Raw genomic sequence first — 18137 nt, forward strand, 5'->3', positions numbered from 1 at the left:
GTAACTCCAGGTATACGGTCGGAGACTATGAAACTCGGACTGCAGATCCCCGACTTCACCTGGCCGAACGGGGCGTCCGCGCTGGGCGCCGAACTGGCCGCCGTCGTCCGCACCGCCGACGACGCGGGCTTCGACTCCATCGCCGTGATGGACCACTTCTTCCAGATCGGCGGGGTCGGTCCCGTCGAGAACGACATGCTCGAGGCGTACACGACCCTCGGCTTCATCGCCGCGCACACCCAGCGCGCCAAGCTGCTGACCGTCGTCACCGGCGTCCTCTACCGCCACCCGGGCCTGCTGGCCAAGGCGATCACGACGCTGGACGTGCTGTCCGGCGGCCGCGCGGTCCTCGGCATCGGCGCGGGCTGGAACGAGGAGGAGTCGAAGGGTCTCGGCTTCCCGTTCCCGCCCGTTTCCGAGCGGTTCGAACTGCTGGAAGAGAACTTGCAGTACGTGCTGCAAATGTGGGCCGACGGCGACGAGCCGTTCAAGAGCAAGCACTTCGACGCCGAACGGCTGCTGAACGTGCCGCAGGCGCTGCAGAAGCCGCGTCCGCTCATCATGATCGGCGGCGGCGGCGAGAAGAAGACGCTGAAGCTCGTCGCGAAGTACGCCGACGCGTGCAACCTGTTCAACAGCCCGGAGCTGGAGCACAAGCTCGACGTGCTCCGGCGGCACTGCGACGAGCAGGGCCGTGACTACGACTCGATCGTCAAGACCGTCTACCACATCCTCGACGTCGGCGAGACGGGCGAGAAGTCCGGCGAGCTGCTGAAGGAGCTGGAGCGGCTGAACGGGCTCGGCATCCACGTCGCCCTCGGCATGGTCCCGAACGTCCACAACCCGGCGGTGCTGGAGAAGTTCGGCACCGACGTCATCCCGGCCGCCGACAAGCTCGGCTGAGCAACTCGCGATCGGCAAGTTGCCCGAGCCCTCTCCGCCGCCACCCGGCGGAGGGGGCTCAGCCGTCCTTGGCGACGACGCGGGTCAGCGCCGCGACACCGATGCCGACGACGGCCAGCACGATCCCCGCCACCAGCCAGCCAACCAGCGCCAGCACCACGCCGGTCGCCGCGAACAGGGCGAACTCCACCAGGAAGCGGGCCGGTTCCGGCAGCCGGCGGCTCGCCCGCGGGGCGATGAACAGGCCCCAGATCGCGGCTGCGACCACGGGCAGCAGGACCGCGTCGACGATCGCCAGCGCCACCCCGCTGCCGAGCTGGGTGCCGGCCAGCGCGAGGCCGCCCAGCAGGGCCAGCTCCGTCAGGAAGCGGACCGTCAGCACCACGCCCGCGATCCCGCTCAGGCGGGGAGTCGGCTCCGGAGTCATCGCGCCAGCCTAGGGCCCAGGTCCACTGTGGACGTTACGGATCCGGACCGGCACCGTCCGTGATCTCGGACACACGTCACCCGCCCGGCGTGGTGATGTTGCGGTTCCGAATCGGTCCACCAGGCCACCACGCGTCGCTGTAACGAGGATCCACCCCTGCTCGACGTGTTAAGCGCAGATCGCGACCGCTGAGCCAAGGAGCCTGGTAGATGACCACATGTCGACTCTGCGGTTCGACAAACACGGCCAGCGTGGTGGACCTCGGGGCCACTCCCCCGTGTGAGCGATTCTTGACCGCCGAACAGCTCGACGAGCCGGAAGCCACCTTCCCGCTCCACCTCATGGTGTGCACCGAGTGCTGGCTCGCCCAGATCCCCCCGCTGATCGATCCTGACGACACCTTCACCGAGTACGCGTACTTCTCGTCGTTCTCGACGTCGTGGGTCGAGCACGCGAAGCGGTTCGTCGACGGCTCGGTCGAACGGCTGGGGCTCGACGAGAAGTCGTTCGTCGTCGAGGTCGCCAGCAACGACGGTTACCTGCTCAAGCACGTCGTCGGGCACGGCATCCGGTGTCTGGGTGTCGAACCTTCGGTGAACGTCGGGCAGGCCGCGCGGGACGCCGGCGTGCCCACCCTGACGGCCTTCCTCTCCGAGGAGACCGGCCGGCAGGTGCGCGAGGAGCACGGCCCGGCCGACCTGGTCGCCGCGAACAACGTCTACGCGCACATCCCCGACGTCCTCGGCTTCACGAAGGGCCTGCGCGCGCTCGTCGCCGACGACGGCTGGGTCTCCATCGAGGTCCAGCACCTGCTCACGCTGATCGAGAAGAACCAGTACGACACGATCTACCACGAGCACTTCCAGTACTACACGGTCGAATCCGCGCGCCGGGCCCTCGCGACCGGCGGCCTGACCGTGGTCGACGTCGAGCTGGTGCCGACGCACGGCGGCTCGATCCGGCTCTGGGCGCGTCCCGACGAGGTCGCGGGCGAGCCCAGCGAGCGGATGACCGACGTCCTGGAGCGCGAAAAGGCGGCCGGGCTGCACGAGCTGTCCGGGTACACCGAGTTCGCCGAGCGCGTCACCCGCGTGCGGCTGGACCTGCTGAAGTTCCTCATCGAGGCGCGCAACGACGGGAAGACCGTCGTCGGCTACGGCGCCCCGGGCAAGGGCAACACCCTGCTGAACCACTGCGGCATCCGGACGGACCTGCTGCAGTACACGGTCGATCGCAACCCGTACAAGCACGGCCGGTTCACCCCGGGCACCCGGATCCCGGTGCTGCCGCCGGAGCGGATCGAAGCCGACCGGCCCGACTACGTGCTCGTCCTCCCGTGGAACCTCCGGGAGGAACTGACCGAACAGCTGTCGTTCGTGGGTGAGTGGGGCGGAAAGCTCGTGTTCCCCATCCCCCGCCTGGAAATCGTCGAGGTGCAGTGAAGTGAAGGTCGTTCTCTTCTGCGGTGGCTACGGGATGCGGATGCGCAACGGCGCGGCCGACGACGTCCCGAAGCCGATGGCGATGGTCGGGCCGAGACCGCTCATCTGGCACGTGATGCGCTACTACGCGCATTTCGGCCACACGGAGTTCATCCTGTGCCTCGGCTACGGCGCGGCGCACATCAAGAACTTCTTCCTGAACTACCAGGAAACCATTTCCAACGACTTCGTCCTGCGCAACGGGCAGCCCGAACTGCTGTCGACCGACATCGCCGACTGGACGATCACGTTCGTGCAGACCGGCATCGAGTCGCCGATCGGTGAGCGCCTGCGCCGCGTGCGCGACTACCTCGACGGCGACGAGATGTTCCTCGCGAACTACGCCGACGTCCTGTCCGACGTCCCGCTGCCCGACATGATCGAGCGGTTCTCGAACACCGACGCGGGCGCGTCGATGATGGTCGTCCCGCCGCAGTCGTCGTTCCACTGCGTCGAGATGGACGAAGGCGGCATGGTCGGGTCGATCACCGCGGTCAGCGAGATGCCGCTGTGGGAGAACGGCGGGTACTTCGTGCTCCGCCAGGAGGTCTTCGACCACATCCCGGAGAACGGTGACCTGGTCGCCGACGGCTGCGGCGAGCTGGCCAAGCGCGGCCGGCTGCTGGCGTACCCGTACCGCGGGTTCTGGAAGCCGACCGACACGGTCAAGGAGCGCGCTGCGCTCGACGACGCCTACACGCACGGCAAGAAGCCCTGGGCGCTCTGGGAGCAGCCCGTCGCGAGCACCGCGTGATCGGGCTCCGGCCGGGACGGCTCGGCGGCGTCGTCGCCCTCGGCGCGCACTGCGACGACATCGCGATCGGCGCCGGTGGCACCCTGCTGACGCTGTGCGCGTCGCGGCCGGGCCTGAAGGTGGACGCCCTGATCCTCTCCGGCGGCGGCACGCCCCGCGAGGACGAGGAGCGGACGGCGCTGGCGGCGTTCTGCCCGGGCGCCGAGCTCGACGTGACGGTGCTCAAGCTGCCGGACGGGCGGTTCCCGGCGCACTGGGAAGAGGCCAAGAACGCGCTGGAGGAGCTGCGGCGGCGGACCGACCCGGACGTCATCCTGGCGCCCCGGACCGACGACGCCCACCAGGACCACCGCGGGCTCGCCAAGCTGGTGCCGACGACGTTCCGCGACCACCTGGCGCTGGGCTACGAGATCGTCAAGTGGGACGGCGACCTCGGGGCCCCTTCGGTGTACCAGCCGCTCGACGACGACGTCGCCGAGTCGAAGGTCCGGTTGCTGCAGGAGCACTACGCGTCGCAGCGGCACCGCGGCTGGTACGACCGCGAAGCGTTCCTCGGCCTGGCGCGGATCCGCGGGATCGAAGCGGCCACGAAGTACGCCGAAGCGTTTTTCGTCAAGAAACTCACTCTCGATCTGAAGGGCTGATCCGATGCGGGTGTTGCTGACGGGGCACAAGGGCTACCTGGGGACGGTGATGGCCCCGGTGCTCGCCGCCGCCGGTCACGAGGTCGCCGGCCTCGACTCGGGCCTGTTCGAGGACTGCCTGCTCGGGCCCGCGCCGGCCGACCCGGCCGGGGTGGCCGTCGACCTGCGCGACGTCACCGTCTCGCACTTGGAGGGCTTCGACGCGGTCATCCACCTCGCCGCGCTGTCGAACGACCCTCTCGGCTCGCTCGCGCCGGAGCTGACCTACGACATCAACCACCACGCGTCGGTGAAGCTCGCGAAGCTGGCGAAGGAGGCCGGCGTCGGGCGGTACCTCTACGCGTCGACCTGCTCGGTGTACGGCGCGGGCGGTGCCAACCTCGTCAACGAGGACGCGCCGCTGAAGCCCGTGACGCCGTACGCCGAGTCGAAGGTGCGCGTCGAGGCCGACGTCCACGAGCTCGCCGACGACGACTTCACCCCGGTCTACATGCGCAACGCAACGGCGTTCGGCTACTCGCCCCGGCTGCGCGGCGACATCGTGCTGAACAACCTGACCGCGCACGCGCACCTGTCCGGCGAGGTGCTGGTGCTCTCCGACGGCACGCCGTGGCGGCCCCTGGTGCACGCCCAGGACATCGCGCGCGCGTTCACGGCCGCGCTGACCGCGCCCAAGGAGGCCGTGCACAACAAGGCCTTCAACATCGGCACCGAGGACAACAACGTCACCGTCGCCGAGATCGCCCAGGAGGTCGTCGAGGCCGTGCCCGGCTCGACGCTGAACATCACCGGCGAGGCGGGCGCCGACCCGCGCTCCTACCGCGTCGACTTCTCGCGCTTCCGCGACGCCATCCCGGGCTTCGCCTGCGAGTGGTCGGTCAAGGACGGCGCCGTCGAGCTCATCGAGGCCTACCGCAAGTTCGGGCTGACCCGGGAGTCGTTCGAGAAGCTGTTCACCCGGCTCGCCTGGCTGAAGAGCGAAGGCGAAGCCGGCCGCATCGACGACACCATGCGGCGGCACTAGTGACGGGCACGCAGCTGCGGTCGGGGGCGGAGCTGCACGCCCTGGTCGAACGGCTGTACCCGATCTGCCGCAGCATCACCGGCGACGGCGTGCGGCAGACCCTGGACATCATCGGCGAGCACATCGCGCTGGAGCGGCACGAGGTCCCGACCGGGACGGCGGTGCTGGACTGGACGATCCCGCAGGAGTGGAACATCCGGGACGCGTACGTCGCGTCGCCGTCGGGTGAGCGCGTCATCGACTTCCAGGAGTCGAACCTGCACGTCGTCGGGTACAGCGTCCCGGTGTCGCGGCGGATGCCGCTGAGCGAGCTGCGGGAGCACCTGCACACGCTGCCGGACCAGCCGTCGTGGGTGCCGTACCGGACCAGCTACTACGCCCCGGCCTGGGGTTTCTGCCTCGCGCAGGAGAAGCTCGACGCGCTGCCCGACGGCGAGTACGACGTCGTCATCGACTCGACCCTGGCCGACGGTTCGCTCACCTACGGCGAGCACGTCGTCCCGGGCCGCGTCACCGACGAGGTCATCGTCTCGTGCCACGTCTGCCACCCGTCGCTGGCCAACGACAACCTGGCCGGCATCGCGGTGGCCGTCTCGCTGGCGCAGCAGCTGGCCGAGTCTCAGCCGCACTACACCTACCGGTTCCTGTTCATGCCGGGGACGATCGGCTCGATCACGTGGCTGGCACGCAACGCCTCGCGGATCGAGAAGGTTCGTCATGGCCTGGTGCTGGCGTGCGCGGGCGACTCGGGACCGTTGACGTACAAGAAGTCCCGCCGCGACGACGCCGAGATCGACCGCGTGCTGCAGCACGTGCTCCGGTCACGCGAGCACCGCGTTGTCGACTTCTCGCCGTATGGCTATGACGAGCGCCAGTTCTGCTCGCCCGGCTTCAACCTCGGCGTCGGGTCCCTGACGCGGACGCCGTACGCGGGCTACCCCGAGTACCACACCTCCGCGGACAACCCGAGTTTCGTTTCGCCGGCGGCCATGGAGGACACGCTCGGCGCACTTCGCGACGCGTTCGGCGTCCTGGACCGCAACCGCCGGTACGTCAACCTCAGCCCGTACGGCGAGCCGCAGCTCGGCAAGCGCGGGCTGTACGACTCGCTCGGCGGCCGCAGCGACGCCAAGGAAGCCCAGATGGCGATGCTCTGGGTGCTCAACCTCTCCGACGGCGAGCACTCGCTCCTCGACATCGCCGAGCGGGCCGGCCTGCCGTTCGACATCGTCGACGTCGCGGCCCGCGCCCTGCACGACGCCGGTCTGGTCAAGGAGTGAGCGCCGTGGCCAACCACCGCCGTGCGCCGCGCTCGATCTTCCGGTCGGGCGCGGTGCGCGCGATGGCCGGACGGTTGAGCTGGGGCCTCGGCGACCAGGCGGTGTCCAGCCTGACCAACTTCGCCGTCGGGCTGTACGTGGCCCGCGAGCTCGGCACGTTCGCGTTCGGCATCTTCAGCCTCGCCTGGGTCACCTACGGCGTGGTGCTGAACGTGTCGCGCGGGCTGGCCACCGACCCGCTGATGGTGCGGTTCAGCGCGGTGCCGGAGGACCGCTGGCGCCTGGGGGTCGCCAGCGCGTCCGGCACCGCGATCGGCGTCGGCTGCGTGACCGGCGTGGTCAGCCTGATCGCCGGGCTGGCCGCGGGCGGCCCGCTCGGCAACGCGTTCGTCGCGCTCGCCGTCGTCCTGCCCGGCCTGCTGCTGCAGGACGCGTGGCGGTTCGCGTTCTTCGCTCGCGGCCAGGGGAAGAAGGCGTTCCTCAACGACGTCGTGTGTGGCGTCGCGCTGATGCCGGCGCTGTTCATCGCCGGCCGGATCGGGACGGTCGTCGCGTTCGTGCTGGCCTGGGGCATCGCGGCCGCGCTCGCCGCGGTCTACGGCTGGTTCCAGACGGGCATCCTCCCGCACCCGCGCGAGCTCGCCGGCTGGCTCCGCACGCAGCGCGACCTGAGTGTCCGGTACCTGATCGAGAACGTCAGCAACAGCGGCGCGTCCCAGCTGCGCGCGTACGGTCTCGGCGCCATCACCGGGATCACCGCCGTCGGCGCGGTCCGCGGTGCCGAGCAGCTGCTCGGCCCGTTCCTGGCCCTGCTCATGGGCCTGTCGCTGGTCACGGTCGCCGAGGGTGCGCGCGTGCTCCAGCGGGCACCGCACCGGCTCAAGCACTTCTGCGTGATCCTCGGCGGCGGGCAGGCCGCCGCCGCGCTGTGCTGGGGCCTCGGCCTGCTGCTACTCCTGCCCGACAGCGCCGGCCGCTGGGTGATGGGTGACGTGTGGGACTCGTCGTCCCCGCTGATCCTCCCGGTCACCCTCGCCGTGGTCGGCGCGAGCATCGCCACTGGCGCGGCCGCCGGGCTCCGTGCCCTCGGCGCCGCCCCGCGGAGCCTGCGGTCGCAGCTGATCGCCTCCCTGTTCTACGTCACGTTCGGCATCACCGGTGCCTTCCTCGGCGGTGCGGCCGGGTCCGCCTGGGGTGTCGCGACCGCGACGCTCACCGGGTCGATCGTCTGGTGGTGGCAGCTGCGGCTCGGGCTGCGCGACTACGTGCCGCCGGCCCCGGACGACCCCGGGTTCGACGCGCCCACGATCGTCTTCGCCCCGCTCAGGGAAACGATCAACGAAACCACCGTGGTCTTCGAGCCGATCAAAGAGCCGATCAAGGAATGAGGACTCCATGACCACCGTCCCGCGGCTGAGCCTCGGCCTCCCGGTGTACAACGGCGAGGAGTACCTCGCCGAGTCGCTGGACGCCCTGCTCGGCCAGACCTACGAAGACTTCGAGCTGATCATCTCGGACAACGCGTCCACGGACGGCACCGACGAGATCTGCCGCCGCTACGCCGAGAAGGACTCCCGGATCCGCTACGTCCGGCAGCCGAAGAACATCGGAGCGACCCCGAACCACAACTACGTGTTCGACGTGTCCCGCACCGAGCTCTTCAAGTGGGTCTCCCACGACGACCTCTACGCCCGCGACCTGCTCAAGCGGTGCATCGAGGCCCTCGACGAGCGCCCCGAGATCATGCTGGCCCACTGCGACCAGGCGATCATCGACGGCGACGGCCGCATCGTCCAGCCGCTCCAGTACACGCTGAACACCGCGTCCCCGCACGCCCCGGACCGCTTCCGCAGCATCCTGTTCGAGCCCGGCGGCGACGACTTCTACGGCGTCATCCGCACCGACGTCCTCCGCCGCGTGAAGCCGCTCGACAGCTACCACCACGCCGACCGGACCTACTCCGCGGAGATGGCCCTGCACGGTGCGTTCCACCAGGTGCCCGAGCTGCTCTACTTCCGCCGCGACCACCCGGGCCGCGCGGAACGGGCCAACCCGACCATCCGGAGCCGGTGCGCGAATCTGGACCCGCGGCGCGCGAACCGGCTCCGGAATCCCACCGTCCGCCTGCTCGGCGAGTACGTCTACGGCTTCGCGGACCTGATCCGCCGCGCACCGATCTCGGCCGCCGACAAGCGCGAGTGCTTCGCGCACCTCGGCAGCTGGCTGACCAACCGCGCGAAGTCCGGCCACGGCGAGCGCGTCGAGGACCGCGCGCCGACCGCCTCCGACGTCACCACGGTCAACGAGATCGTGGCCGGCCGCGAAGGCAGGCTCGCGTGAAGCGTGCCCCGCGCGTCGGTGTCTTCGGCCTGCTCGGCTCGGGGAACCTCGGCAACGACGGTTCCCTCGAAGCCGTGCTCGGCTACCTGCGCACCGAGCACCCGGACGCCGTCCTGACCGGCCTGGTGGGCGGCCCGGACATCGTCCGCGAGCGGTACGGCGTCGACACCACGCCCCTGCACTGGAACCAGGCCGAGTACGAGACGGCGTCCGGCCTCCGGTCGATCGTCCTCAAGGGACTCGGCAAGCTGGTCGACATCGGCCGCACGGCCGCCTGGGTCCGCGAGCAGGACGTCGTCATCGTGCCCGGCATGGGCGTCCTTGAAGCGACGCTTCCGCTGCGTCCGTGGGGTTTCCCGTATTCGCTGTTCCTCCTTTCCGCCGCCGGGCGGCTCTTCGGCACCAAGGTCGCGCTGGTCAGCGTCGGCGCGAACCACATCAGCGCGCGGGCCACCCGGACGCTGGTCCGCTGGGCCGGCAGGCTCGCCGCCTACCGCTCCTACCGCGACGACATCTCCCGCGACGCCATGCGCGCCATGGGTGTCGACACCAGCCGCGACGAGGTCTACCCCGACCTCGCGTTCTCCCTTCCCACCCCGGACGCCGACGGCGTGCCGGGCACCGTCGGCGTCGGCGTGATGGCCTACTACGGCGGCAACGACGACCGCGCCGACGGCGACCGCATCTACCGCCACTACGTGGACACGATGAACCGTTTCGTCGGCCGGCTCGTTGACCAGGGCAGACCCGTCCGGCTGTTCATCGGCGACCAGATCGACCGGCAGGTCGTCGACGAGATCATCGAGAAGACCGCTTCCCCGCTGGTGACGGCGGCCACGGCGGAGACCTTGGACGAGCTGATGCACGAGATGGCGGCGGTGGACAGCGTGGTGGCCACGCGCTACCACAACGTGCTCTGCGCCCTGAAGGTCGCGAAACCGACCGTCGCGATCGGGTACGCGCCGAAGAACGACGTGCTGATGGCGGAGATGGGCCTCGACGGTTTCACCCAGCGGGCGAAGACCGTCGACTTCGACCGGCTCGTCGAGCAGTTCACCGAACTCGAAAACCGTTCGCCGGAACTGCGCCAGATCCTGGCGGAACGGAACGAGAACAACGTCCAACGACTCAAGGACCAGTTCGCCGCCCTTTCGGCGGCCCTCTTCGGGGGTGCGCGATGAAGGCCATTCCGGTGCCCGAGATCGAGGGCGTGTACCTGTTCGAACCGACCCCGCACGCCGACGAGCGCGGCTTCTTCAGCCGGACGTTCGACCGCGACGTCGTGGCGTCGGTGGGGATCGACCCGGACGGCTTCGCCCAGGACAGCCTTTCCCGCTCCCGCAAGGGAGTCGTCCGCGGGATGCACCTGCGCGGCGGAGCCGGCGAGGCGAAGCTGGTGCGGTGCTCTTCCGGCGCGATCTTCGACGTCGTCGTGGATCTCCGACCGGGTTCGCCCACATTCCGTGCTGTGAAAACGTTCGAACTTTCCGGTGACACGCAGGTTTCCGTGTACATCCCCGCGGGCTGCGCGCACGGATTCCAGTCACTCACCGATATCTCGGACGTCTCGTACCGTATCGATCGTCCCCACGACCCGTCCGAAGACATCACAATTTCGTACAAAGACCCAGAATTGGACATTTCGTGGCCACTGTCGGTCACAATGGTCAGTGACCGGGATGAGCGCGCGCCGTCTCTCGGAGAGGCGTTGAAACCAACGAGGTGACCCCCATGGGAACGAACTTGCCCCGCTCCACGGAGGCGAACGAGCGGCTGCACCGGGTCATCCCGGGCGGAGCGCACACTTACGCCAAGGGCTCGGACCAGTATCCCGACATGATGGCTCCGGTCATCTCCCGCGGCCTCGGCGGCCACGTCTGGGACGTCGACGGCAACGAGTACATCGAGTACGGCTCCGGGCTGAGAGCAGTCAGCCTGGGCCACGCCCACCCGCGAGTCCTGGATGCCGTCCGGGCCGAGCTGGACAAGGGCAGCAACTTCATCCGCCCGTCGATCATCGAGGCCGAAGCCGCCGAGCGGTTCCTCGAGACCGTCCCGACCGCCGACATGGTGAAGTTCACCAAGAACGGCTCGGACGCCACGACCGCCGCGGTCCGGCTGGCGCGCGCCGCCACCGGCCGCCGGATCGTCGCCAAGTGCGCCGACCACGCCTTCTTCTCCACCGACGACTGGTTCATCGGCACCACGCCGATGAACGCGGGCATCCCGGAGGAGACGACGGAAGCGGTCGTGTCCTTCCCTTACGGCGACCTGCAGGCCACGGAGGAGCTGCTGCAGCGCCACGCGGGCGAGATCGCGTGCCTGATCCTGGAGCCGGCCGCCGCGGTCGGCCCGCCGCCGGGGTACCTCAAGGGCCTGCGGGAGCTCGCCACGCGCCACGGCGCCGTGCTGATCTTCGACGAGATGATCACCGGGTTCCGCTGGTCCGCCCACGGCGCGCAGGGCCTCTACGGCGTCACCCCGGACCTCTCGACGTTCGGCAAGGCACTCGGCAACGGCTTCGCCGTCTCCGCGCTGGCAGGCAAGCGGGAGCTGATGGAGATCGGCGGGCTGCACACCGACCGGGAGCGCGTGTTCCTGCTCTCCACCACGCACGGCGCGGAGACCCACTCCCTCGCCGCCGCGATTGCGGTCATGGACGTCTACCGCGACGAGGACGTCATCGGCAGGCTCCACGCTCTCGGCGACCGGCTCGCCGCCGGCGTCCGCGAGGTCGCGGCCGGGATCGGGGTCGGCGACCACGTGGTCGTCCGCGGCCGGTCCAGCAACCTGGTCTTCGGCACGCTCGACGAGGAGCTCAAGCCGTCCCAGCCGTACCGGACGCTGTTCCTGCGCGAGCTGGTCTCCGGCGGGGTGCTCGGACCGTCCTTCGTGGTCAGCGCCGCGCTCACCGAGGCCGACATCGACAAGACGATCGACGTGGTCGCCCAGGCCTGCACGGTCTACCGGAAGGCCCTCGACGCCAACGACCCGACTCCGTGGATGGGCGGCCGGCCGGTGCAGCCGGTGTTCCGCAAGTTCGCCTGATCTCCGCCCGGACGGGCCGGATTCACCCCTTGGGTCCGATGAGGACACTTGAGGGTGACTGTTTTCCAGCCCGTTCGTGCGTAACTTCCATCCATGGGCAGACCTCGTGCGGTACTCGTCGCCGCTTGCTCGCTCCTGATCGCCGTGGCTTGCCCGGCGATCGCGCGGGCCACCGACGGGCCCGGGCCGGTGTGCGACCACCAGCCCGCGGGGCACGAGGAAGCGCCTCCCGGGGCCGTCCCCGTCGATCCGGGCGTCGACGGGGACCTCTCGGCCAAGACGGCGGCGAACCCGCCCGGCACGACGTTCTGGCTCCGCCCCGGCACCCACACGCTCGGCACCGACCGGTTCGGCCAGGTCGCCCCGAAGGACGGCGACGTGTACCTCGGCGCGCCGGGTGCGGTCGTCGACGGCCGTGGCGTCAACCAGGCGGCCTTCACCCAGCGGGCCCGCGACGTCGCGCTCCGCGGGCTCACGATCCGCGGGTTCGCCGCGCTCCAGGACCAGGGCGTGGTCAACCACGACTCCGGCGACGGCTGGCTCATCGAGAACACGACCATCGAGGACAACGCCGGCGCGGGACTGATGGCCGGGGCACGCCAGGTCGTCCGGCACAGCTGCCTGCGGAACAACGGCCAGTACGGGCTCAACGCCTACCAGGCCGGTGACGGCATCACCGGGCTCGTGCTGGAGGGCAACGAGATCACCGGCAACAACACCGGTGACTGGGAGGCCAAGGTGCCGGGCTGCGGGTGCAGTGGCGGCGCGAAGTTCTGGGCCGTGAACGGCGCCGACATCACCGGCAACTGGGTCCACGGCAACCACGGTGCCGGCCTGTGGGCGGACACGGACAACAATGACTTCCTCGTCGAGGACAACCTGTTCGAGGCCAACGACGCCGAGGCGCTGTTCTACGAGACCAGCTACAACCTCGTACTGCGCGGCAACACGTTCCGCGGCAACACCCTGGTGCAGGGCCGCGCGTTCGCGTCGCGCGACGACAACTTCCCGGCAGCGACGGTGTACCTGTCGGAGTCGGGCGGCGAGCCCCGCGTGCCGGCCCGGACCTCGGCCGTCGACATCAGCGGGAACACGTTCGAGGACAACTGGGCCGGGATCACGTTGTGGGAGAACGCCGACCGCTTCTGCAACAGCCCGGCCAACACGTCTTCGGGCTACTGCACCAAGGTGGCTTCGAAGTCTTCGTGCACGGCCGGCACGATCGCCCAGCCACCGGCGTACGACGACTGCCGCTGGAAGACCCAGCGCGTGGAAGTGCACGGGAACACCTTCCGGTTCGACCCGGGACGGGTGGGCTGCACGAGCCTCTGCGGGCGGATGGCACTGCTGTCGAACTACGGCACCTTCCCCGACTGGTCTCCCTACAAGGGAACCGTCGTGGAGGAGGCGATCACCTTCCGGCAGGGCAACCGGTGGCACGACAACTCCTACGCCGGGCCGTGGACCTTCGTCGCGCATGACACCTCCAGGACGGTCGACGCTGCGGGCTGGCGGGCGGAGCCCTACTCGCAGGACGAGTGTTCTTCGTTCGACGGTGGGACCGCCGGCTGCTGATCAGGAGCTTGCCGACGGGGTCCGACACTTTTCGACGCGGTCCGCGCCTGCGGTCACTCTTTCCCTTGCAGTGAAAGGGAAAAGTCGCGAACGGAGAATTCCGGACAGTCGCACTTCACCCGTTTCAGCGATGGCGTTCGCACGGGTGTTCGGTACCGTCGGAGACATGTCCGCCATCCCCGCACCCCTCGACCGCGACGCGATCGACGTCGTCCTGTTCGACGCGATGGGCGTCCTCTACTCCTCCGCCGACGACGTCGGTGAGCTGCTCGTGCCCTACCTCCGCAGTCACGGCTGCGTGCTACGCCGGGAGGAAATCGCCCAGCTGTACCAGGAATGCAGCCTCGGCAAGATGTCCTCCGCCGACTTCTGGGCGACGGCCGGCGCGTCCGGCGCGTCGGACGAGGAGTACTGCCGGAACCACCGCCTGACCGAAGGCGTGGTCGCGGTCCTCGCCGAGCTCGACGCCACCGGAGTGCGACTCGGGTGCCTGAGCAACGACGTCGGCGAGTGGTCGAAGCTCCTGCGCGACCGGTTCGGCCTCGGCGAGTACCTGACCGACTGGTTCGTCAGCGGCGACACCGGAGTGCGCAAGCCGGCGCCCGAAGCGTTCACGGCCGTCTGCCTCCGCCTCGACGTCGCGCCGAACCGGATCCTGCTCATCGACGACCGCGCGGAGAACGTCTCGGCCGCGCGCGCCACGGGACTGCAGGCGTTGCGGTACGGCACGGCTCAACTGTCCACAATGGAGGCTTTGCGGAAGGAGCTCAGACCGTGGTGAAGCGCGCGCTCGGCTCCCCCCGAAGACGTCCCGCCGGCAGACGCCGGTTGCAGAGAACAAGAAGCAGGTCTTGGGCCAGACCGGTGAGCGGGGTCCCGGCGCCATACGACCAGTCGAGATCGTCGGCACGCAGGCAGACGCCGGTCAGGTCGACGCCGAAGTACTTCGCGTGCTTCGGCCTGATCCCGCCAAGAACCACCTCCAGTCGTTCCCGGGGCACGCGGCGTTCCAGCCCGAGAGCGGTCGTGATGTCGAGGCCGTGGATCACGTCGTGGCTCAGAGCGCCCTCCGGTCCGCCGCCGGGCGGCCGCCACTGGTGGTCGGCGTTGTCCCGCAGCGAGGCGACCAAAGCCTCCCGGGAAAGCTCGACGGCCTCCCGGCGAGCCACGCGGTCGGCCATCCGGTTGAAGCGGCCCGCGGACTTCACCATCTCGCGCACGAACCGTCCGGTCGAGAACCGGAAGGGCATGGTCATGTGGGCGACCACCTCGGGAACCCGCCACCCGGCACACAGGGTCGCCGAGCCCCAGTCGGCCGGCGACAGCTCACCGAGCACGTCGGCCAGCTCCCGCCGTTCGGCGGCGATCAGGTCTTGGATCATCGGTCTCTCCTTCGCAGGTAGGTCACCCCACCGACGAACGCGACCGCCCCAGACCGACAGCTGGGCGGAGACCGGCGCCGACCCAGCCGGAACAGCACCGCGGGGGTTCCCGTACCGGCTGCGAAAGCCCCGCGACCACGCGGATCCGGCGCGACCATTCCTCAGCCTGATTCGCCGATCAGCCACCGCAGCGCCCGACGGCCCGGCCTCACAGCCGTTCGGCCACGCGATCCACGAGCCACGCCGTCGCCGGGACGGCCGCCAGCGCGGCACAGAACCCACCCAGGGCATCCGTCGGGTAGTGGGCGCCCAGAGCCACTTCGGCCCACCCCATCGCCAGCCCGGCGACGAAGGCCAACCCCAGGACCAGGACCACCGCCGGTGCCCGGCCGAGACCCAGGCGGTCGGCCAGCAGCAGTGCGATCACCACCGCCAGCGCGGTGGCCAACGCCGTGTGGCCGCTCGGATAAGACAGGAACTCGCCGTGGATGGTGCGGCCGACGATCGGCTTCAGCAGCGTCGTCACCGCCACCGTGGCCACCACGCCGAGCACGGTCAGCACGGCCGTCCGGATGCGGTGGAGCAGAAAGCAGACCACCGCGAGCACCGCGACCAGGATCGTCGACCCCACGGGCTCGCCGCCGAAGTCGAAGACCAGGGCCACGTACCGCCACGGCGGCTGGACGCCGTCGATCGACGGGAGCACCGCCGCGTCGATCCCCGTCAGCCCCGAGTCGTGGAAGTGCAGGATGCCCAGGGCGACCATGACCGCCGTCGCGAGGGCAGCCGTCATGGCCAGGGGGGCGCGCAACGCGGCCGGCAGGGCCGCGGGCGCCTCACGGACCAGCTGCCTCACCCGTGCGCCTCGATCGCCGCCTCGTACCCGGCGATCAACCGGTCCAAGCCGACCGCCGGGGTGAAGTCCTTCTCGTACCGGACTCGGGCCGCGTCGCCCATCTCGTGGTTGCGGTCGCCGGCCACCACCCGCAGCCGGTCCGCGAGCGAGTCGGCGTCGTTCGGTGCGTGCAGAAGACCGGTGACGCCGTCTTCCACCAGTTCCGGGAACGCTCCGTGCGACGCCGCCACCGTCGGGACGCCCGCGGCCATGGCCTCGACGACCACCAGGCCGAACGCCTCCAGCCACGTCGAAGGCGCCACCACCGCCACCGCGTCGGCCGTCAGGGCCCGGCACTCCGCCTTGTTCTGCAGGCCGACGTACGAGACGTCGGCGCGGCCGTCCGCCCAGGTCGCGACCTCGTCCTGCATCGGGCCGGTGCCGGCGATGACCAGCGGGATCCCCAGGGCACCCCCGAGGCGGTCCCACGCCCGCATCAGCAGGCCGACCCCCTTCTCCTCGGTGACGCGGCCGAGGAACAGCACGTGCTTGCCGTCGCCGGTGCGGCGGACGCCGGGGTCGGTGACGAAGTTGTGCTTCACCGCCATCCGCTCGCCGGGCATTCCGGCCGACACCAGGAGGTCACGTTGAGCCGCCGAAATGCAGAAGAACCGGGAGATGCCCGTCCACCACCGGCGCCGGTTCACGGCCGTGCTCGCCGCCATCGGGAGCGTCGCCACACGTGAACCGCGGTAGCAGCCGTGCTTCACGGCCGGCAGCGGTGCGCCGCCGACGCACTCGGTGCAGATGCGGCCGTCGCGGTGGAGCGTGCCGGGTGGGCAGACCATCCCGTAGTTGTGCAGCGTCGCGACCGCGGGCACCCCCGCGTCCGCGCAGGCCGCGACCACCGACGGCGACAGCAGCGGGAACGTGTTGTGGATGTGCACGACGTCCGGGCGCGACGCGCGCAGCCGGGCGGCGAGCTCCTTCCGCACCGCCGGGTTCCACGGCACCGTCAGCGGCACCGCGGCCTTGCGGGGCACCGGCATGGTGGCGATGTCGTCACTGCGGCGCTCGAACAGCGACACCTGGTGCCCGCCCTCGGCGAGCAGCGTCACCTCGGCGTCGACGACGTTGTTCTCGCCGCTCGGCTGCTCGGAGCGGTACCGGTTGTGCACCACGAGCACCTTCACGCGCTTGTCCCCTTCGCCGGGATGAATGCTTGTTCGTCGGACTGCGGCGCCCCGCGGACCAGCAGCGACGCGGCCAGGGCCAGGTGCAGCAGGTACGGCGACGCGTCGCCGAGACCGGCTTCGGTGTAGGAGGCCGAAAGGCAGTAGGTGATCAGGAAGATCGCGCACGCGCGAGCCAGCGACGGCGGCCGCAGCACGGCCACCACGACCAACGTGAGGAGGAACCCCGCCACCAGCGCGATCCCGACGAAGCCCTGCTCGTGGTAGATCGCGAGCCAGCTGTTGTCGATCGGCAGGCCGTCGTAGGACTTGTCCGTCAGCCCGACCCCGAAGATGTACTCCGACGTCGTCCGCGGGGCCTCCAGCAGCGCGTCCCACACCTTCGCGCGGCCGGTCAGGCTGGAGAAGTTGTCCGCGCTCTGCCCGCGGAGGAACCACGCCTGCAGCGCGCCCGCCAGCACCACGCCGGAGACCCCGCCGACACCGACCGTCCAGGCGAACACCTTCCGCGCGCGGGCGCTGGTCAACAGCATCGACAGGAAGGCCACGGCCAGCCCGGCGACCAGGCCGAGCGTCGCCGTGCGGGTGTGTGTGAGCAGCAACAGCCCCAACGCCGGCACCACGATGTACACCGCGCTGCGCCACGTCGTGCGACGCCCGAACCAGAGAAGGAGCGTGAGCCCGGAGATGACCGCCGCGTACTGGCCGATCTGCGGCGGGGTCAGCGGCCAGACCGCGCCCGAAAGCCGGCCGCCGTACTCCTCCGGCATCGCGTTGCCGGGCGAGATCACGAGGCCGATCGCCACCGACGCGAGCACGACGGAGTACGTCCGGATATGGGCTCGGACGAACGTGAACCCGCCGTCCCACCAGCGGGTCAGCAACCAGAGCGTGGAGACGAACACCGTGAGCCGGAAGCACCGGAACAACGCGCCGGCGCCCTCCTGCAGGTCGGCGCTGGACAGGATGCTCGTCAGCAGCAGCAACGTCAGCAGCAGCAGGTACGCGCTCGGCCGGATCCGCAGGTGCTTGTTCAGCGCCAGCGCGATCACGAACGCCGTCATCAGCGAGCCCATGGTGACCAGCTGGCTGACCGAGCGCGGGAGCGGGATGACCGTCTTCGCGCCGGTCGAGCCGAGCGTGTTGATGATCAGCAGGGCCCACGCCAGCGCGGCCCACTTCGGCGTCGCCGACGCCGGCTCGGCCGCGGCGTCGCCGCGGATGCCCGCGATACCGGTTTGCGCCGTCATG

Annotated in this window: 18 protein-coding genes; 13 read left to right on the forward strand and 5 right to left on the reverse strand. The window is 70.0% G+C overall.

The features are described 5' to 3' along the window. The first annotated feature begins 27 nt into the window (after window positions 1-27). Entirely contained in the window at window positions 28-903 is an 876-nt protein-coding gene (locus tag ACZ7PG_RS14685; protein WP_470239571.1) for an LLM class F420-dependent oxidoreductase, read from the forward strand. A gap of 58 nt (window positions 904-961) precedes the next feature. On the opposite strand, the gene ACZ7PG_RS14690 is transcribed toward ACZ7PG_RS14685, so the two are convergent. Then, window positions 962-1330, reverse strand: a complete 369-nt coding sequence (locus ACZ7PG_RS14690) for a YrdB family protein (RefSeq protein ID WP_470239572.1) — start codon at window positions 1328-1330, stop codon at window positions 962-964. Between the two features lie 209 nt (window positions 1331-1539). Between ACZ7PG_RS14690 and ACZ7PG_RS14695 the strand changes: the two genes are divergently transcribed. The 12 genes from ACZ7PG_RS14695 (at window position 1540) to ACZ7PG_RS14750 (ending at window position 14257) form a co-directional block, all read left to right on the forward strand. Further along, window positions 1540-2772: a class I SAM-dependent methyltransferase gene (locus ACZ7PG_RS14695; protein WP_470239573.1), complete on the forward strand. Its 1233-nt coding sequence runs from the start codon at window positions 1540-1542 to the stop codon at window positions 2770-2772. A 1-nt stretch (window position 2773) separates the two neighbouring features. Further along, window positions 2774-3565 (forward strand): glycosyltransferase family protein, encoded by a 792-nt coding sequence (locus ACZ7PG_RS14700; RefSeq protein ID WP_470239574.1) that lies wholly within the window; start codon window positions 2774-2776, stop codon window positions 3563-3565. Continuing rightward, complete coding sequence (locus ACZ7PG_RS14705; RefSeq protein WP_470239575.1) at window positions 3562-4209, forward strand: PIG-L deacetylase family protein; 648 nt, start codon at window positions 3562-3564, stop codon at window positions 4207-4209. Before ACZ7PG_RS14700 ends, ACZ7PG_RS14705 begins: the two co-directional genes overlap by 4 nt. Before the next feature lie 4 nt (window positions 4210-4213). Continuing rightward, a complete protein-coding gene (locus ACZ7PG_RS14710; protein ID WP_470239576.1) occupies window positions 4214-5233 on the forward strand; it encodes an NAD-dependent epimerase/dehydratase family protein in 1020 nt (339 codons plus the stop codon). Continuing rightward, the gene (locus ACZ7PG_RS14715) at window positions 5233-6513 is read left to right on the forward strand and encodes a DUF4910 domain-containing protein (protein ID WP_470239577.1); all 1281 of its coding nucleotides are present in this window, start codon (window positions 5233-5235) and stop codon (window positions 6511-6513) included. Before ACZ7PG_RS14710 ends, ACZ7PG_RS14715 begins: the two co-directional genes overlap by 1 nt. Before the next feature lie 5 nt (window positions 6514-6518). Next, on the forward strand, window positions 6519-7901 hold the full coding sequence (locus tag ACZ7PG_RS14720) for a hypothetical protein (RefSeq protein WP_470239578.1): 1383 nt from the start codon (window positions 6519-6521) through the stop codon (window positions 7899-7901). A gap of 7 nt (window positions 7902-7908) precedes the next feature. Beyond that, window positions 7909-8853 carry a glycosyltransferase family 2 protein gene (locus ACZ7PG_RS14725; protein WP_470239579.1) on the forward strand — a complete coding sequence of 315 codons (945 nt, stop codon included), beginning with the start codon at window positions 7909-7911 and terminating at the stop codon, window positions 8851-8853. After that, window positions 8850-10034, forward strand: coding sequence for a polysaccharide pyruvyl transferase family protein (locus ACZ7PG_RS14730; protein WP_470239580.1), 1185 nt, complete (start codon window positions 8850-8852; stop codon window positions 10032-10034). Before ACZ7PG_RS14725 ends, ACZ7PG_RS14730 begins: the two co-directional genes overlap by 4 nt. Beyond that, the gene (locus ACZ7PG_RS14735) at window positions 10031-10579 is read left to right on the forward strand and encodes a dTDP-4-dehydrorhamnose 3,5-epimerase family protein (RefSeq protein WP_470239581.1); all 549 of its coding nucleotides are present in this window, start codon (window positions 10031-10033) and stop codon (window positions 10577-10579) included. Before ACZ7PG_RS14730 ends, ACZ7PG_RS14735 begins: the two co-directional genes overlap by 4 nt. Before the next feature lie 5 nt (window positions 10580-10584). Further along, a complete protein-coding gene (locus ACZ7PG_RS14740; RefSeq protein ID WP_470239582.1) occupies window positions 10585-11901 on the forward strand; it encodes a glutamate-1-semialdehyde 2,1-aminomutase in 1317 nt (438 codons plus the stop codon). Window positions 11902-11994: 93 nt separating this feature from the next. After that, window positions 11995-13476, forward strand: a complete 1482-nt coding sequence (locus ACZ7PG_RS14745; RefSeq protein WP_470239583.1) for a right-handed parallel beta-helix repeat-containing protein — start codon at window positions 11995-11997, stop codon at window positions 13474-13476. Window positions 13477-13642: 166 nt separating this feature from the next. Beyond that, a complete protein-coding gene (locus tag ACZ7PG_RS14750) occupies window positions 13643-14257 on the forward strand; it encodes an HAD family hydrolase (protein WP_470239584.1) in 615 nt (204 codons plus the stop codon). Here ACZ7PG_RS14750 and ACZ7PG_RS14755 read toward each other — a convergent pair. The 4 genes from ACZ7PG_RS14755 to ACZ7PG_RS14770 all read right to left on the reverse strand — a co-directional run bounded on the left by ACZ7PG_RS14755 (window position 14244) and on the right by ACZ7PG_RS14770 (window position 18136). Then, window positions 14244-14858, reverse strand: coding sequence for a maleylpyruvate isomerase family mycothiol-dependent enzyme (locus ACZ7PG_RS14755; RefSeq protein ID WP_470239585.1), 615 nt, complete (start codon window positions 14856-14858; stop codon window positions 14244-14246). The two genes, ACZ7PG_RS14750 and ACZ7PG_RS14755, sit on opposite strands and share 14 nt — an antisense overlap. 208 nt (window positions 14859-15066) lie before the next feature. Then, the gene (locus tag ACZ7PG_RS14760) at window positions 15067-15714 is read right to left on the reverse strand and encodes a phosphatase PAP2 family protein (RefSeq protein ID WP_470239586.1); all 648 of its coding nucleotides are present in this window, start codon (window positions 15712-15714) and stop codon (window positions 15067-15069) included. Next, window positions 15711-16886: a glycosyltransferase gene (locus ACZ7PG_RS14765; RefSeq protein ID WP_470239587.1), complete on the reverse strand. Its 1176-nt coding sequence runs from the start codon at window positions 16884-16886 to the stop codon at window positions 15711-15713. The genes ACZ7PG_RS14760 and ACZ7PG_RS14765 overlap by 4 nt, the downstream gene beginning before the upstream one ends. Beyond that, complete coding sequence (locus ACZ7PG_RS14770; RefSeq protein WP_470239588.1) at window positions 16883-18136, reverse strand: O-antigen ligase domain-containing protein; 1254 nt, start codon at window positions 18134-18136, stop codon at window positions 16883-16885. The genes ACZ7PG_RS14765 and ACZ7PG_RS14770 overlap by 4 nt, the downstream gene beginning before the upstream one ends. Window position 18137 lies beyond the last annotated feature (1 nt).

This window comes from Amycolatopsis sp. NPDC114504 (assembly GCF_055633595.1).

Excerpts from the sequence above, each read along its gene's own strand:
- ACZ7PG_RS14740 (WP_470239582.1), top strand. The coding sequence starts at position 10,585 with ATGGGAACGAACTTGCCCCGCTCCACGGAGGCGAACGAGCGGCTGCAC.
- ACZ7PG_RS14755 (WP_470239585.1), bottom strand. The coding sequence starts at position 14,858 with ATGATCCAAGACCTGATCGCCGCCGAACGGCGGGAGCTGGCCGACGTG.
- ACZ7PG_RS14745 (WP_470239583.1), top strand. The coding sequence starts at position 11,995 with ATGGGCAGACCTCGTGCGGTACTCGTCGCCGCTTGCTCGCTCCTGATC.
- ACZ7PG_RS14750 (WP_470239584.1), top strand. The coding sequence starts at position 13,643 with ATGTCCGCCATCCCCGCACCCCTCGACCGCGACGCGATCGACGTCGTC.
- ACZ7PG_RS14690 (WP_470239572.1), bottom strand. The coding sequence starts at position 1,330 with ATGACTCCGGAGCCGACTCCCCGCCTGAGCGGGATCGCGGGCGTGGTG.
- ACZ7PG_RS14710 (WP_470239576.1), top strand. The coding sequence starts at position 4,214 with ATGCGGGTGTTGCTGACGGGGCACAAGGGCTACCTGGGGACGGTGATG.
- ACZ7PG_RS14725 (WP_470239579.1), top strand. The coding sequence starts at position 7,909 with ATGACCACCGTCCCGCGGCTGAGCCTCGGCCTCCCGGTGTACAACGGC.
- ACZ7PG_RS14735 (WP_470239581.1), top strand. The coding sequence starts at position 10,031 with ATGAAGGCCATTCCGGTGCCCGAGATCGAGGGCGTGTACCTGTTCGAA.
- ACZ7PG_RS14685 (WP_470239571.1), top strand. The coding sequence starts at position 28 with ATGAAACTCGGACTGCAGATCCCCGACTTCACCTGGCCGAACGGGGCG.
- ACZ7PG_RS14770 (WP_470239588.1), bottom strand. The coding sequence starts at position 18,136 with ATGACGGCGCAAACCGGTATCGCGGGCATCCGCGGCGACGCCGCGGCC.
- ACZ7PG_RS14695 (WP_470239573.1), top strand. The coding sequence starts at position 1,540 with ATGACCACATGTCGACTCTGCGGTTCGACAAACACGGCCAGCGTGGTG.